This window comes from Streptomyces sp. NPDC047886, assembly GCF_043204435.1.
In the GTDB taxonomy this organism is placed as follows: Bacteria; Actinomycetota; Actinomycetes; order Streptomycetales; family Streptomycetaceae; genus Streptomyces.
The window spans coordinates 344392-359124 of the sequence record NZ_JBIDCF010000002.1 but is presented as its reverse complement, the minus strand read 5'-3'; the positions used below and the strand labels follow the sequence as shown (position 1 = coordinate 359124).

General features: G+C 72.6%; 11 protein-coding genes. 5 read left to right on the top strand and 6 right to left on the bottom strand.

Annotated elements, in window-relative coordinates; genetic code table 11:
• The first annotated feature begins 82 nt into the window (after nucleotides 1-82).
• Nucleotides 83-628, top strand: coding sequence for a DUF6114 domain-containing protein (locus ACGF5U_RS07295; protein WP_392711045.1), 546 nt, complete (start codon nucleotides 83-85; stop codon nucleotides 626-628).
• Nucleotides 618-1961, top strand: coding sequence for a hypothetical protein (locus ACGF5U_RS07290; RefSeq protein ID WP_392711043.1), 1344 nt, complete (start codon nucleotides 618-620; stop codon nucleotides 1959-1961). Before ACGF5U_RS07295 ends, ACGF5U_RS07290 begins: the two co-directional genes overlap by 11 nt.
• Nucleotides 1962-2122: 161 nt before the next feature.
• Here ACGF5U_RS07290 and pyk read toward each other — a convergent pair whose 3' ends face one another.
• From pyk to pta, 3 genes are all read right to left on the bottom strand, one after another.
• The gene (pyk, locus tag ACGF5U_RS07285) at nucleotides 2123-3553 is read right to left on the bottom strand and encodes a pyruvate kinase (protein WP_392711041.1); all 1431 of its coding nucleotides are present in this window, start codon (nucleotides 3551-3553) and stop codon (nucleotides 2123-2125) included.
• Between the two features lie 119 nt (nucleotides 3554-3672).
• Nucleotides 3673-4938 carry an acetate kinase gene (locus ACGF5U_RS07280; RefSeq protein WP_392711039.1) on the bottom strand — a complete coding sequence of 422 codons (1266 nt, stop codon included), beginning with the start codon at nucleotides 4936-4938 and terminating at the stop codon, nucleotides 3673-3675.
• Nucleotides 4935-7100 carry a phosphate acetyltransferase gene (pta, locus tag ACGF5U_RS07275; RefSeq protein ID WP_392711037.1) on the bottom strand — a complete coding sequence of 722 codons (2166 nt, stop codon included), beginning with the start codon at nucleotides 7098-7100 and terminating at the stop codon, nucleotides 4935-4937. The genes ACGF5U_RS07280 and pta overlap by 4 nt, the downstream gene beginning before the upstream one ends.
• A gap of 281 nt (nucleotides 7101-7381) precedes the next feature.
• Between pta and ACGF5U_RS07270 the strand changes: the two genes are divergently transcribed.
• Nucleotides 7382-8407 carry an ATP-dependent 6-phosphofructokinase gene (locus tag ACGF5U_RS07270; protein WP_392711035.1) on the top strand — a complete coding sequence of 342 codons (1026 nt, stop codon included), beginning with the start codon at nucleotides 7382-7384 and terminating at the stop codon, nucleotides 8405-8407.
• A 203-nt stretch (nucleotides 8408-8610) separates the two neighbouring features.
• The gene (locus tag ACGF5U_RS07265; RefSeq protein ID WP_392711034.1) at nucleotides 8611-9888 is read left to right on the top strand and encodes a helix-turn-helix domain-containing protein; all 1278 of its coding nucleotides are present in this window, start codon (nucleotides 8611-8613) and stop codon (nucleotides 9886-9888) included.
• A 4-nt stretch (nucleotides 9889-9892) separates the two neighbouring features.
• On the opposite strand, the gene ACGF5U_RS07260 is transcribed toward ACGF5U_RS07265, so the two are convergent.
• The 3 genes from ACGF5U_RS07260 to ACGF5U_RS07250 form a co-directional block, all read right to left on the bottom strand.
• Complete coding sequence (locus tag ACGF5U_RS07260; protein ID WP_392711302.1) at nucleotides 9893-10504, bottom strand: helix-turn-helix domain-containing protein; 612 nt, start codon at nucleotides 10502-10504, stop codon at nucleotides 9893-9895.
• A 186-nt stretch (nucleotides 10505-10690) separates the two neighbouring features.
• The gene (locus ACGF5U_RS07255; RefSeq protein WP_392711032.1) at nucleotides 10691-11368 is read right to left on the bottom strand and encodes a response regulator; all 678 of its coding nucleotides are present in this window, start codon (nucleotides 11366-11368) and stop codon (nucleotides 10691-10693) included.
• Nucleotides 11365-13098: an ATP-binding protein gene (locus ACGF5U_RS07250; RefSeq protein WP_392711030.1), complete on the bottom strand. Its 1734-nt coding sequence runs from the start codon at nucleotides 13096-13098 to the stop codon at nucleotides 11365-11367. Before ACGF5U_RS07250 ends, ACGF5U_RS07255 begins: the two co-directional genes overlap by 4 nt.
• A gap of 160 nt (nucleotides 13099-13258) precedes the next feature.
• Here ACGF5U_RS07250 and ACGF5U_RS07245 point away from each other — a divergent pair, with 160 nt between their 5' ends.
• Nucleotides 13259-14620, top strand: a complete 1362-nt coding sequence (locus tag ACGF5U_RS07245) for a cation:dicarboxylate symporter family transporter (RefSeq protein WP_392711028.1) — start codon at nucleotides 13259-13261, stop codon at nucleotides 14618-14620.
• The last annotated feature ends 113 nt before the right edge of the window (nucleotides 14621-14733 follow it).

Here is a 14733-nt window from a genome sequence, read left to right as displayed (position 1 = left end):
CGCGGGCGGGCGTGGATGCCCACGGTAGTCGCGCCCGCCCGTGTCCCTCTCCACACAGCAAAGCAGTTCCAGGGAGCTTTCCATGAGCGCCGAGTCACCGGGGCAGAACGAGCACTACCTTCGCGTCGTCAAGCGGCGCTTCCGTGACTGGCGGGGCGGCCGTCCCTTCTGGGCGGGCCTGTTCACCCTGCTGGGCGGGATCCCCATCGCCTACTTCCCGTACGCGACCCTCAAGCTCGGGCACATGACCCTGTCGATGGCGACGACCGCCGGCGCGGGGTCGCTCATCATCGGGGTGCTGCTGGTCACCCTGGGCCTGACCATGTGGTTCCAGCAGGTCGTGCGGGTCTTCGCGGGTGTCGCCGCGATCCTGCTCGCGCTGGTCTCCATCCCCGTGGCCAACCTGGGCGGCTTCGTCATCGGCTTCCTGCTGGCCCTGATCGGTGGAGCCCTCTCCATCGCCTGGGCCCCCGGGGACCCCGAGGCCGAACCCGCCCGCCCGGCCGAGCCCGCGGGCCCGGCCCCCGGCGCCACGGTGCCGGATCACAGGGTCCCGGGTCACGGCGAGGACGTGTACGAGACCGAGAAGACTGTCGACGCCAACGGCGGGAGGAACAGTGCGGGGTGATGAGACTCGGCCGGAGACGGCCGAGGACGAGCCGGCTCCGGTGCGGAGAGGCCCGCGTCACGCGGCCCCCCGCAAGTCGTTGCTGACCAGGCTGCACGCTCCGGCCGGCAAGGCGATAGCCCTGGCCGCCATGCCCACCGCCGTCCTCGTCGGTCTCGGCCTCACGCCCAGGCTGGCCATCGCCGACGACAAGGACATCCCGTTCGCGCCGGGCCCCTGTGTGACGCGGTCCGACGAACCGGACGCCTCCGCGTCGCCGACACCCTCGCAGACCCCGTCGGCCAAGCCGTCCCCGAGCGCCACAGCGCCGGCCGGCCAGGACGGCGACCAGGGTGACGACGGCAAGGGCGACGACGGCAAGGGCGACGGCGGCGAGCCCGACCCGTCCGCGAGCCCGTCGGCGGGCGAGACGGCCGGGACGTCCCCCGTGCCGAACACCGGCACCAAGCCGGGACCGACCGCCACCCCGACCCCGACCCCCACGCCCACCGCGACGCGGAACCCGCTCGACCCGCTGGGCGTCGGCGACACGATCAAGGACTTCTTCGACGGCCTGGGCGGCAAGGAGGCGGCCGCCGAACCCGCCGCCGGCAGCACGGCCGCGGACGAGCCGGCACCCCAGCCCTCCGCGCCGTCGCCGGAACCGACCACCGACCCCACCGTCGAGCCGGACACCGACCCGGTGACCAGGCCGGTGACCAAGCCGGTGGGCGACGCCGCGGACCGGACGAAGGAAGCCATCCAGGAGGCGGCCGACAAGGCCGGCGCCACCGTGCGCGAACTCCCCGAGGACGTCAAGGGACTCGACCCCAAGAAGGACGAGGACATCCCGGACGGCGCCAAGCCGCGCTTCCCCTGCCCGACCGCGGACCCCGAGGCGCTCGCCGCCGCCGACCAGGAGCCCGGCCTGCCGCGGCTCCCGGACGAGCCGTGGCGGCTGGAGAGCACGATGCTCACCCTGCGCGGGCTGAAGTACCACGGCATCGTGGAGGTCACCACGGGCAGCGGCGCGACCAAGAAGGTCCTCAAGTTCACCGCGTCCGAGGTGGACATCAAGGACCTGCACCAGCTGACGGTCCACTCCCCGGGACGTACGGGCCACGTCACCTCGCGGCCCGGCTCGACGTCCACGATCCGGGGCGGCACGGTGACGATGTACACCGAGGAGCTGAAGGGCAACCTGTTCGGGATCATCCCGATCACGTTCAGCCCCGCGACGCCGCCGCCGCTCGACGTGCCGTTCGCGTTCTTCACGAACGTCAAGGTGACCCAGGCCGGCCAGTTCGGCGGGGACCTGACGGTGCCGGGGCTGCGCAACTTCATCGAGAGCTGACGGAGCCGGAGCGGGTCGGGACCCGGCGGACCGGTTCCGGAACCGGCGGACCGGTCCGGGAGCCGGGCGAACGGCCGCGGGCCGCACCCCTCGGGAGGGGCGCGGCCCGCTGTCGTACGCCGTCACGCCGGTGACCCGGCCCGTACGGGGCTGACGTGGCGTCAGTCGCGCTGGCCGCCGCCCAGGTGGTGGACGCGGACCATGTTGGTGGTGCCGGGAACGCCGGGGGGCGAACCGGCCGTGATCACCATGGTGTCGCCCGCGTTGTAGCGCTGGAGCTTCAGCAGCTCGGCGTCGACCAGCTCCACCATGGCGTCGGTGTTGTCGACGTGCGGGACGACGAAGGACTCGACGCCCCAGCTCAGGGCGAGCTGGTTGCGGGTGGCGACGTCCGTGGTGAAGGCCAGGATCGGCTGCTCCGCGCGGTAGCGGGACAGGCGGCGGGCCGTGTCACCGGACTTGGTGAAGGCGATCAGGGCCTTGCCGTTGAGGAAGTCCGCGATCTCGGCGGCCGCGCGGGCCACCGAGCCGCCCTGCGTCCGCGGCTTCTTGCCGGGAACCAGCGGCTGGAGGCCCTTGGAGAGCAGCTCCTCCTCGGCCGCCGTGACGATCTTCGACATCGTCTTGACGGTCTCGATCGGGTACGCGCCGACCGAGGACTCGGCGGACAGCATGACCGCGTCGGCCCCGTCCAGGATCGCGTTGGCGACGTCGGACGCCTCGGCGCGCGTCGGACGCGAGTTGGTGATCATCGACTCCATCATCTGGGTCGCGACGATCACCGGCTTGGCGTTGCGGCGGCACAGCTCGATGAGCCGCTTCTGCACCATCGGGACCTTCTCGAGCGGGTACTCGACGGCTAGGTCGCCGCGGGCCACCATCACGCCGTCGAACGCCATCACGACGTCCTGCATGTTGGCGACCGCCTGCGGCTTCTCCACCTTGGCGATGACCGGGACGCGGCGGCCGACCTCGTCCATGACCTTGTGGACGTCCTTGACGTCGTTGGCGTCCCGGACGAAGGACAGGGCGACCATGTCGCAGCCCATCCGCAGCGCGAAGCGCAGGTCCTCGACGTCCTTCTCGGACAGGGCCGGCACGTTGACCGCCGCGCCGGGCAGGTTGATGCCCTTGTGGTCGGAGATGACACCGCCCTCGACGACGATGGTCTTCACCCGGGAGCCGTCGACCTCGACGACCCGCAGTTCGACGTTGCCGTCGTTGATCAGGATCTGGTCGCCCTTGGAGACGTCGCCCGGCAGGCCCTTGTAGGTGGTGCCGCAGATGGACTTGTCGCCGGGGACGTCCTCGACGGTGATGGTGAACTCGTCGCCGCGGACCAGCTCGACCGGTCCCTCCGCGAACGTTTCCAGACGGATCTTCGGACCCTGGAGGTCGGCCAGCACGCCCACGGCGTGTCCGGTGTCCTCGGCCGCCTTGCGGACGCGGTGGTACCGCTCCTCGTGCTCAGCGTGGGATCCGTGGCTCATGTTGAAACGGGCCACGTTCATGCCGGCCTCGATGAGCGCTTTCAGCTGCTCGTAGGAGTCGACGGCGGGGCCCAGTGTGCAGACGATTTTGGAACGGCGCATAAGGCGATCCTATCGGTTTGTTTCAGTGCGGAATATTCCGTCTGGTGGAATGTACAAATGGGCGGTGTGCCGCTCAGTCGAGTTCCCGTTTCGGGGTGTTTCGCGCCCTCTCCGGGGCGTCAGTCATTTACCAGTGAGTAGGTTTGCGTCGCGATTTCCAGCTCCTCGTCCGTCGGCACCACCGCCACCGCCACCCGCGCGTGCTCCGGCGAGATCAGTCGCGGTTCGCCGGACCGTACGGCGTTGAGCCCGGCGTCCACCGACAGGCCCAGGCCCTCCAGGCCGGCGAGGGCAGCTTCCCGCACCTGCGCGGCGTTCTCACCCACACCCGCCGTGAACGCCACCGCGTCCACCCGGCCGAGCACCGCGTAATAGGCCCCGATGTACTTCTTCAGCCGGTGGATGTAGATGTCGAAGGCCAGCCGGGCGCGCTCGTCGCCCCGGTCGATCCGCCGCTGGATCTCCCGCATGTCATTGTCGCCGCACAGCCCCACCAGACCGCTCTTCTTGTTCAGCAGGACATCGACCTCATCGGCCGACATTCCGGCGACGCGCTGGAGGTGGAACGTGACGGCGGGATCGACGTCGCCCGAGCGGGTGCCCATGACCAGTCCCTCCAGCGGGGTCAGGCCCATCGACGTGTCCACGCACCGGCCCCCGGCCACCGCCGAGGCCGAAGCCCCGTTGCCCAGGTGCAGCACGATCACGTTCACCTCGGCCGGGTCCCTGCCGAGCAGCCGCGCGGTCTCGCGGGAGACGTACGCGTGCGACGTGCCGTGGAAGCCGTAGCGGCGGATCCGGTGCGCGTCCGCGGTCTCCGTGTCGATCGCGTACCGGGCCGCGTACTCCGGCATGGTCGTGTGGAACGCCGTGTCGAAGACCGCCACCTGCGGCAGGTCGGGGCGCAGCGCCCGCGCGGTGCGGATCCCGGTGATGTTCGCCGGGTTGTGCAGCGGCGCCACCGGCACCAGCCGCTCCACCTCGGCCAGCACCTCGTCCGTGACGACCGTCGGCGCGGAGAACCGCAGGCCGCCGTGGACCACCCGGTGGCCGATCGCCGCCAGGTCGGGGGAGTCCAGGCCCAGGCCGTCGGCCGCCAGCTCCGCCGCGACCGCCTTCAGCGCGGCCGTGTGGTCCGGAATCGGAGCCGTGCGCTCACGCTTCTCCCCGCCGTCGCCGAGCGGGGTGTGCACCAGCCGCGAGGTGGCCTCGCCGATCCGCTCCACCAGCCCCACGGCCAGCCGCGAGCTGTCGCGCATGTCGAGCAGCTGGTACTTCACCGACGACGAGCCGGAGTTGAGGACGAGGACGCGGGTCGCGCTGGTCACGGATGCGGTGCTTTCTGTGGTGGGGGCGGGGGTGGGGGCGGGGACGCGGGAGGTCATACGGGGCCGGCGGCAGCGGCGGCCGGGGCGGCAGCGGCCGGGGCGTCGGCCGCGCCCGGAGCGTCGGCGGCCGCCGGGGACGCTCCGGCGACCGGCACCGCCTGGGCCTGGATCGCGGTGATCGCGACCGTGTTGACGATGTCGCTGACGAGCGCGCCGCGCGACAGGTCGTTCACCGGCTTGCGCAGGCCCTGGAGCACGGGTCCCACCGCCACCGCGCCGGCCGAGCGCTGCACGGCCTTGTAGGTGTTGTTGCCCGTGTTGAGGTCCGGGAAGATCAGCACGGTCGCCTGGCCCGCCACCTCCGAGTCCGGCAGCTTCGTGGCGGCGACGGACGGCTCGACGGCCGCGTCGTACTGGATGGGCCCCTCGATCCGCAGCTCCGGGTGCGCGGCCCGCACCAGCTTCGTCGCCTCACGGACCTTGTCGACGTCCGCGCCGGAGCCCGACGTTCCCGTCGAGTACGACAGCATCGCGATCCGGGGCTCGACGCCGAACCGGGCGGCCGTGGCGGCCGACTGGACCGCGATGTCGGCGAGCTGCTCGGCGTCCGGGTCGGGGTTGACCGCGCAGTCGCCGTACACGAGCACCTTGTCGGCCAGGCACATGAAGAAGACCGACGAGACGATCGACGCCTCCGGCTTGGTCTTGATGATCTCGAACGCGGGGCGGATCGTCGCGGCCGTCGAGTGCACGGACCCTGACACCATGCCGTCCGCCAGTCCCTCCTGCACCATCAGCGTGCCGAAGTAGTTCACGTCCGACACCACGTCGTACGCCAGCTCCACCGTCACGCCCTTGTGGGCGCGCAGCCCCGCGTACCGCTCGGCGAACCGCTGGCGCAGTTCCGAGGTGGACGGGTCGATCAGCTGCGCCGCTGACAGGTCGACGCCCAGGTCGGCCGCCTTCTTGCGGATCACCTCGACATCGCCGAGCAGCGTCAGATCGCATACGTCCCGCCGGACGATGACGTCCGCCGCCCGCAGCACCCGCTCCTCCGAGCCCTCCGGCAGGACGACCCGGCGGCGGTCGGCGCGCGCCTGCTCCAGCAGCTCGTGCTCGAACATCATCGGCGTGACCCGGCCGCTGCGCGCCACCGACAGCCGGCTCAGCAGGTCGGCGGTGTCCACGTGGCGCTCGAACAGACCCAGCGCGGTCTCCGCCTTGCGCGGGGTCGCCGCGTTCAGCTTGCCTTCGAGCGCGAAGAGTTCCGCGGCCGTCGGGAAGCTGTTGCCGGGCACCGAGATGACCGGTGTGCCCGGGGCGAGGCGCCCGGCCAGGGTGAGGATCTCCTGGCTCGGCTGCTCGTTCAGGGTGAGCAGGACGCCCGCGATGGGCGGCGTACCGGCCGAGTGGGCGGCCAGCGCCCCCACCACCAGGTCGGCGCGGTCGCCGGGGGTGACGACGAGGCAGCCGGGGGTCAGGGCGTTGAGGAAGTTCGGCAGCATGGCGCCGCCGAACACGAAGTCCAGGGCGTCCCTGGCCAGCCCCGAGCCGTCGCCGAGCACGACCTTGGCCCCCAGCGCGTGGGTGATCTGCGCGACCGTCGGCGCGGAGAGGGCCGGCTCGTCGGGCAGCACGTAGCAGGGCACCGGCAGCCGGGCGGCCAGCCGTTCCGCTATCAGCTCGCGGTCCTCGGCCGCCACCCGGTTGGTGACCATCGCCAGCACGTCGCAGCCGAGCCCGTCGTACGCCCGGAACGCGTTGCGCGTCTCCGCCCGCACCGCGTCCGCAGGCTGGCCCTTGCCGCCGACGACCGGGATCACGGAGGCGCCGAACTCGTTGGCCAGCCGCGCGTTGAGCGCCAGCTCGTCGGGGAGCTGCGTACCGGCGAAGTCCGTACCGAGGACGAGGACCACCTCGTAGTCCCTGGCGACCATGTGGAACCGGTCCACCAGCCGGGACACCAGCTCGTCGGTGCCCTGCTCGGCCTGGAGCGCGGACGCCTCCAGATAGTCCATGCCGTACACGGACGCCGGGTCCTGGGAGAGCCGGTAGCGGGTGCGCAGCAGATCGAAGAGGCGGTCGGGGCCGTCGTGCACCAGCGGCCGGAACACCCCCACACGGTCCACCTGGCGGGTCAGGAGCTCCATGACTCCCAGCTCCACGACCTGCCGGCCGTCTCCGCGGTCGATCCCGGTCACGTACACGCTGCGCGCCACGCCATGCTCTCCTGTCAAGCGAGTGCGAACAAAAAACCCCGTTAGGGTCGCATTACCCTCTTGACAATACCTCTGCCACTGGCTAAAGCGCTTTCCGGACGGGTGGTCCGGGAACATCGGGGAACAATGGCCCGGACGAGGGCCGGAAGTCCTTCGGCCCGGCGGCGGTGAGCGGCTCGGCCGCGGTCGCCGTGGGACAATTCGGGAAGGCGCACCCCGGCTTCCGCCCATGCGGACCGGCCCCCGCGAACCCACGACACCTGAGCAGGAGACACAGCACGATGCGTATCGGAGTTCTCACCGCAGGCGGCGACTGCCCCGGCCTGAACGCCGTGATCCGGTCGGTCGTGCACCGCGCGCTCACCGGCCACGGCGACGAAGTCATCGGGTTCGAGGACGGGTTCAAGGGCCTCCTCGACGGTCACTACCGCCCCCTCGACCTCAACGCCGTCAGCGGCATCCTCGCCCGTGGCGGCACCATCCTCGGCTCCGCCCGCCTGGAGCGCGACCGGCTGCGCGAAGCCGCCGAGAACTGCGGCGAGTTGCAGCAGCGGTACGGCATCGACGTCCTCATCCCGATCGGCGGCGAAGGCACCCTGACGGCCGCCCGGATGCTGTCGGACGCCGGGATGCCCGTCGTCGGCGTACCGAAGACCATCGACAACGACATCTCCTCCACCGACCGCACCTTCGGCTTCGACACCGCCGTCATGGTCGCCACGGAGGCCATCGACCGCCTCAAGACGACCGCCGAGTCGCACCAGCGCGTCATGGTGGTCGAGGTGATGGGCCGCCACGCCGGATGGATCGCGCTGGAGTCCGGCATGGCAGGCGGCGCGCACGGCATCTGCCTGCCCGAGCGGCCGTTCCAGGTCGACGACCTGGTGAAGATGGTCGAGGAACGCTTCGCGCGCGGCAAGAAGTTCGCGGTCGTCTGCGTCGCCGAGGGCGCGCACCCCGCCGAGGGCACCATGGAGTACGCGAAGGGCGAGATCGACCAGTACGGCCACGAGCGGTTCCAGGGCATCGGCAACCGGCTCGCGAAGGAACTGGAGAAGCGGCTCGGCAAGGAGGCCCGCCCGGTCATCCTCGGCCACGTCCAGCGCGGTGGCACGCCGACCGCGTACGACCGTGTGCTCGCCACCCGGTTCGGCTGGCACGCGGTGGAGGCCGCGCACCGCCGGGAGTTCGGCAGGATGACCGCGCTGCGCGGCACCGACGTCACGATGGTGCCGCTCGCGGAGGCCGTCACGCGGCTGAAGACCGTGCCCGAGGACCGGATGTTCGAAGCGGAGTCCGTTTTCTGAGGGACGAACGTCCCTCGTTCGACACCGAGCGGTCCCGATCGGCGCCCCCGTGGCCGACCGGGACCGTTCGTGTTCTCGCCGCCACGCGGCCGGTTTCCACTCTTGAGGCCCGTCGGGGATTCAACAAGGCTGGACGCTGTCCCGGACATGTCCCGACGCCGTCCCACACCGTCCGGGACCGAGGCGGAGGGGAGGGAGCGCGGATGGCCGACGGGGAGAGCGCCCCCGACCCACGGGAGGCACGCGACCCCGCCGGGTTCGTCGACCGGTTGCAGGCCCTCAAGGACTGGTCGGGCCTCACCTACCGCGAACTGTCCGCGCGGGCCGACGCGATGGGTGACGTACTGCCCCGCTCGACGGTCGCGAACATGCTGTCCCGTACGACGCTGCCCCGCGAGGAGCTGCTCAGCGCGTTCGTCCGCGCGTGTGGCGCGGGCCCGGCGGAACTGGAGGTGTGGCTGAGGGTCCGCAAGGACCTGGCGGCCCGCCCCCGCCATGACCTCCTGTCCTGGGCGGCCGCCCCGGGCGACCCGCCCCGGGACCCGGACGGCACGCGTACGGGCGGGGAACCGCCCCCCGACCCGGACGCCGACCCCGACCCCGACCCGGACGCCGACCCCGGCCCCGACCCCGACCCCGACCCCGGCCCCGACCCCGGCCCCGGCCCCGGCTCCGGTTCCGGACCCGGGCGGGCGGCCCCGTCGGCCGCCCCGCAGGGCACGGACGCGGACCCGCGCGACGACCGCGGGCGCACGGCGGCCCCACACGCGGAGCCGTGGGACGAGCCGTCCCCGGATCCGCGCGACGAGCCGTCCCCGGACCCGTGGGGCGAGCCGCCTCCGGAGCCGCGCGACGAGCCGCCCCCGGAGTCGCGCGGCCGGCCGCGGCGGGACCTGCGGTGGGCTGTGCGGTGGGGTGTGGTGGCGGGGGTGTGCGTCGCGACGGTGGTCATCGCCGTCATCACCCTCGTCGTGTACCTGGGCGGCGGCGACGAGGACAGCCACCGGGACGAGGAGGTCGCGGCACCCGTGGCGGGGCCCGTGGCGATCCGGGCCGTGCACTCCGGGCTCTGCCTCAACGAGCGGCCGGGGCAGCGGAGCGGTCAGGTGTACCAGGTGGCGTGCGCCGACGCCGTCGTCCCCCGCTACTCGCTCGTCGCGCTTCCCGGCGGCCTCTGGCGCATCCGGTCGGACCACCCCGACTTCGGCCCCGGCTGCTCGGGCATCCCGGTGGAGGCCGCCGAGGCGGACGGCGCGCCCCTCGTCGACCAGGAGTGCGGCGGGCGCGGCCCCCGCGAGGCGTTCCGCTTCGAGGCGTTCGACGGCGACCGGGCGCGCGGCCACCGCATCCGCGCGGCGTACTCGGAGCTGTGCCTGACCGTGCGGGACGCGTCCCGCGAACCGTGGGCGGACGTGTTCCAGAGCGCGTGCGCGCCCGACGGCGCCGGGCAGGTGTTCCGCCTCGACCCGGCCGGGCGGTGAGCGGTCAGTTCTGCACGAGCGCCCAGAAGTGGTCGGATATCCGGTCCAGGAACTCCCGGCCCGCCTCGCCGCCGCTGCCGCCGGAGTCGCCCCAGCTGAAGGTGGCGACCATACGGGCGTGGTAGTCGGCGTGCAGCTGCTGGAGCGCGCCCTCCAGCCGGCCCCGGTCCATCGGCACCAGCTTCGCGGCCGCCTTGACGTACGCCTGCCAGCGCGTCGTGGCCGCGTCCCGCAGCACCTCGGTCAGCTCGGCGTCCCGTCCGGTGGCCGAGAGCAGCTCGCGCGGGCCGAGCGCGAGCACATCGGCGAGCGCCGCCGTCTGGCGTTCGTTGCCGCGCCAGCGCCCCGACTCCTCCATCCGCTGGTACGCCTTGACGTCGACGCCGACCCGGCGCGCCAGGTCGTCGGGCGCGATGCCCCGGGCCATGCGGTGTTCCCGCAGCGTCGTCGCGGCGGCCAGCAGCTCGCCGGGCGAGCACCACAGCACGCCCGCGAGCGCGGTGAGCTCGCGCGAGTCCGGGGCGGCGACGCCGCGCTCCCAGGAGACCACCATGTCGGGTGTCACATGGAGCCCGTACTGGGCGCGCAGGCCGTAGGCGACATGGCCGGGGGCCATACCGAGGGCCTCGCGCAGCCGGCGCGCGGCGAGCGCGTTGAACGGCGGGGTGGGGTGGGCGGAGGAGGAGCGGGGAATGGGGTGCACGCGCACAAGGTAGGAGGCGATGGTGACATCTGGCTACGGTGGGTTCACCCAACGTCAAAAGTCGTAGGAACGTCCAGATCGCCCCTACTCGTCAGTAAATTACCGACTGGTCGTGATCCAGCGGTACTGGAGCTCGGGCCGGCCGATCTGCCCGTACTGCGGGCTCCGCTCCGCCCGCCCGGCCGTGACCAGGTGTTCCAGATAGCGGCGCGCGGTGATCCGCGAGATCCCGACCGCCGTACCCGCCTCGGTGGCGGTCAGCCCCTCGGGGCTGTCCCGGAGCGTCCGCGTGACGGCGGCGAGCGTGGGCGCGCTCAGGCCCTTGGGCAGCGAGGCGGGCTCCGGCGTACGGAGCGTGGCGAGCGCCCGGTCCACCTCGTCCTGACCCGCCGCCTCCCCGGCGGCCGCGTGGAAATCGGCGTACCGCGTGAGGCGGTCCCGGAGGGTGGCGAAGGTGAACGGCTTCAGGACGTACTGGACCACGCCGAGCGACACCCCCTCGCGGACGATCGCCAGGTCGCGGGCCGAGGTGACCGCGATGACGTCGGCGGAGTGCCCGGCGGCGCGCAGCGACCGCAGCAGATGCAGCCCGTGCCCGTCCGGCAGGTACAGGTCCAGGAGGATCAGGTCGACGGGCGTCCGCTCCAGGAGCCGACCCGCCGCCGTACGCGAGTGGGCGACGCCGACGACGTCGAAGCCGGGCACCCGCCGTACGTACAGGGCGTGCGCGTCCGCCGCGACGGGGTCGTCCTCCACCACCAGCACCCGGATGCTCATGACGGCACCTCGCCCGTGACGCTCCCGGCGACGGCGACGGCGGTGGCGGTGTCCCCGCGAAGGGAGCCCGTGCCCCGGCCGGCGGCGTCCGCGACCCCGGCGCTCGCGTCCCCGGTCCGCGCCCGCGCCGGGGAACCCAGCGGCAGCCGTACGGTGAACTCCGCGCCGCCGTCCCGGCCCCGGCCCAGCGCGACCGTGCCGCCCGCCCGCCGCGCGGCCTGCCGGACCAGGGCGAGCCCGAGCCCCCGGCCCGCGCCGCGGGTGGACCAGCCGCGTTCGAACACCGCCTCGGTGTCGTCCGCCGGGACGCCGGGCCCGTTGTCCGCGACGCCCAGCAGCAGTTCGCCCCCGTCCGTACGCGCCGTGACGGTGACCCGCGCCCCGCCCGCGCCCTGCGCCGCCTCCACCGCGTTGTCGATCAGGTTGCCCAGCACGGTCACCAGGTCCCGCACGGGCAGCGTCGGCGGCAGCACCCCGTCGTCGATCCGGCTGTCGCCGGTGAGGACCAGTTCCACGCCGCGCTCGTTGGCCTGCGCCGCCTTGCCCAGCAGCAGCGCCGCCAGCACGGGTTCGGCGACCGCGTCGACCACGCGGTCCGTCAGGGCCTGCGCCAGCTCCAGTTCGGCCGTCGCGAACTCGACGGCCTCGTCCACGCGGCCCAGTTCGATCAGCGACACCACGGTGTGCAGCCGGTTCGCCGCCTCGTGCGCCTGCGCGCGCAGCGCCTGCGTGAAGCCGCGTTCGGAGTCCAGCTCACCGGCGAGCGCCTGGAGTTCGGTACGGTCCCGCAGGGTGACCACCGTGCCACGCCGCTCGCCGCCGACGACCGGGCGGGTGGACACCACGAGCACGCGGTCGGCCGTCAGGTGCGGCTCGTCCACGCGCGGCTCGGACGCCAGCAGCGCCCCGGTCAGCGACGGGGCCAGACCGAGTTCGGCGACCGGGGTGCCGACCACGTCGTGGTCGAGCCCGAGCAGTTCCCGGGCCCCGTCGTTGATCAGCGCGACCTGTCGGCGCCCGTCGAGCATCAGCAGTCCCTCGCGTACCGCGTGCAGGGCGGCCTCGTGGTAGTCGTGCACCTGGCTGAGTTCGGCGGCGTTCATACCGTGGGTGTGCCGCCGCAGCCGGGCGTTGATCACATAGGTGCCGGCCCCGCCCAGCGCCAGCGCCGCGCCCGCCATCCCGAGCAGCGCGGTGACCTGCCGGCGCACCTGCTCGCTGATCCGGTCGATGGTGATGCCCGCGCTGACCAGGGCGACGATCCGGTCCCGGTCCCACACGGGCGTCACGGTCCGCACGGAACGTCCGAGCGTCCCCTCGTACGTCTCCGTCAGCGTGTCGCCCCGCTGGGCCTCGGCTATGTGGCCGAGATACGTCTTGCCGATCCGGTCCGGCTCCGGGTGCGTCCACCGCTTCCCGTCCGGGGCCATGATCACCACGAAGGTCACCCCGGCCTCGCCGGTGAGCGCGTCGGCGTACGGCTGGAGGGCCGCCGTCGGGTTGTCCGAGCGGACGGCCGCCACGACGGACGGCGAGCGGGCGACGGCGGTCGCGGTGGCCGCGGCCTGGCGGCGCGCCGTCTCCTCGGCCTGGGCGCGGTCGGTGACGTACACGAAGACGGAGCATCCGGCCACGATCGCCGCCACCAGCACGACCTGCATCGCGAAGAGCTGGCCGGCGAGGCTGCGGGGGAGGGCCCTGAGGCGGACCCGGTGGCGGGGAATGCGCATGCGTGCAGTGTGCCTGTCCGAAATCGTCTGAACGACCCCCGCGCCACAGTCTGGACGAAAGCGTGAACGAAACGAACGCAACGGTGACCGGCGTCACAGGCGTGATGGATAGTCGCGGGGATCCACCGGGACGTGGAGCGAACTCGACGAGGAGGACCCCGTGGCCGCACGACGGGACCGTACCCACTATCTGTATCTGGCCGTCATCGCCGCGGTCGTGCTCGGCATCGCCGTGGGCTTCGCCGCCCCCGGCGTGGCCGTCGAGCTGAAGCCGCTCGGCAGCGGATTCGTCAGCCTGATCAAGATGATGATCTCCCCGATCATCTTCTGCACGATCGTGCTCGGCGTCGGTTCGGTGCGCAAGGCCGCGAAGGTGGGCGCCGTCGGCGGACTGGCCCTCGGCTACTTCATGGTGATGTCGACCGTGGCGCTGGCCATCGGTCTGGCCGTCGGCAACCTGCTGGAGCCCGGCTCCGGGCTGCACCTGACGGAAGCGGCCCGGGAGGCCGGCGGCAAGCAGGCCGAGGGCGCCAGCGAGGGCACCGTCGACTTCCTGCTCGGCGTCATCCCCAAGACCCTGGTGTCCGCCTTCACCGAGGGCGAGGTCCTCCAGACGCTGCTGGTCGCGCTGCTCGCGGGCTTCGCGCTGCAGGCGATGGGCGCGGCGGGGGAGCCGGTGCTGCGCGGGATCGGGCACATCCAGCGGCTGGTCTTCCGCATCCTCGCGATGATCATGTGGGTGGCCCCGGTGGGCGCGTTCGGCGCGATCGCCGCCGTGGTGGGCTCGACCGGCATGGACGCGCTGAAGTCCCTCGCGGTCATCATGATCGGCTTCTACGCCACCTGCGTGGTCTTCGTCTTCGTCGTCCTCGGCGCGCTGCTGCGGCTGGTGGCCGGCATCAACATCCTGTCGCTGCTGCGGTACCTGGGCCGGGAGTTCCTGCTGATCCTCTCCACCTCCTCCTCGGAGTCCGCTCTGCCGCGGCTCATCGCGAAGATGGAGCACCTGGGTGTCAGCAAGCCGGTCGTCGGCATCACCGTGCCGACCGGCTACTCCTTCAACCTGGACGGCACCGCCATCTATCTGACGATGGCCTCGCTGTTCGTCGCCGAGGCGATGGGCGACCCGCTGTCGCTGAGCCAGCAGATCTCGCTGCTCGTCTTCATGATCATCGCGTCGAAGGGCGCGGCGGGCGTCACCGGAGCCGGTCTGGCCACGCTGGCGGGCGGTCTGCAGTCGCACCGGCCCGAGCTGGTGGACGGTGTCGGCCTGATCGTCGGCATCGACCGGTTCATGAGCGAGGCGCGCGCCCTGACGAACTTCGCGGGCAACGCGGTGGCGACCGTCCTCGTCGGCACCTGGACCAAGGAGATCGACAAGGAGCGGGCGGCGGAGGTCCTCGCCGGCCGGGTGCCGTTCGACGAGAAGAACCTGGTGGACGACCACGCTCCGGCCGCCGCGCCGGAGTCCGGCACCGCCGTCGAGGCGGCCGGGCAGGCGCCCCAGCCGGCCAGGGTCTGACGGCTGGACGGTGCGGGCCGCGTGGGAGCGTCAACTCCCGCGCGGCCCGCGCTTCTTGGCCGTACCGCCGGTAACATGAGCCGACATGGCATGTGCATGCCTCCCATGCCCCG

Coding starts and splice junctions, on each gene's coding strand:
- ACGF5U_RS07295 (WP_392711045.1), top strand. CDS start 83: ATGAGCGCCGAGTCACCGGGGCAGAACGAGCACTACCTTCGCGTCGTC.
- pyk (WP_392711041.1), bottom strand. CDS start 3,553: ATGCGCCGTTCCAAAATCGTCTGCACACTGGGCCCCGCCGTCGACTCC.
- ACGF5U_RS07280 (WP_392711039.1), bottom strand. CDS start 4,938: ATGACCTCCCGCGTCCCCGCCCCCACCCCCGCCCCCACCACAGAAAGC.
- ACGF5U_RS07270 (WP_392711035.1), top strand. CDS start 7,382: ATGCGTATCGGAGTTCTCACCGCAGGCGGCGACTGCCCCGGCCTGAAC.
- ACGF5U_RS07265 (WP_392711034.1), top strand. CDS start 8,611: ATGGCCGACGGGGAGAGCGCCCCCGACCCACGGGAGGCACGCGACCCC.
- ACGF5U_RS07260 (WP_392711302.1), bottom strand. CDS start 10,504: ATGGCCCCCGGCCATGTCGCCTACGGCCTGCGCGCCCAGTACGGGCTC.
- ACGF5U_RS07255 (WP_392711032.1), bottom strand. CDS start 11,368: ATGAGCATCCGGGTGCTGGTGGTGGAGGACGACCCCGTCGCGGCGGAC.
- ACGF5U_RS07250 (WP_392711030.1), bottom strand. CDS start 13,098: ATGCGCATTCCCCGCCACCGGGTCCGCCTCAGGGCCCTCCCCCGCAGC.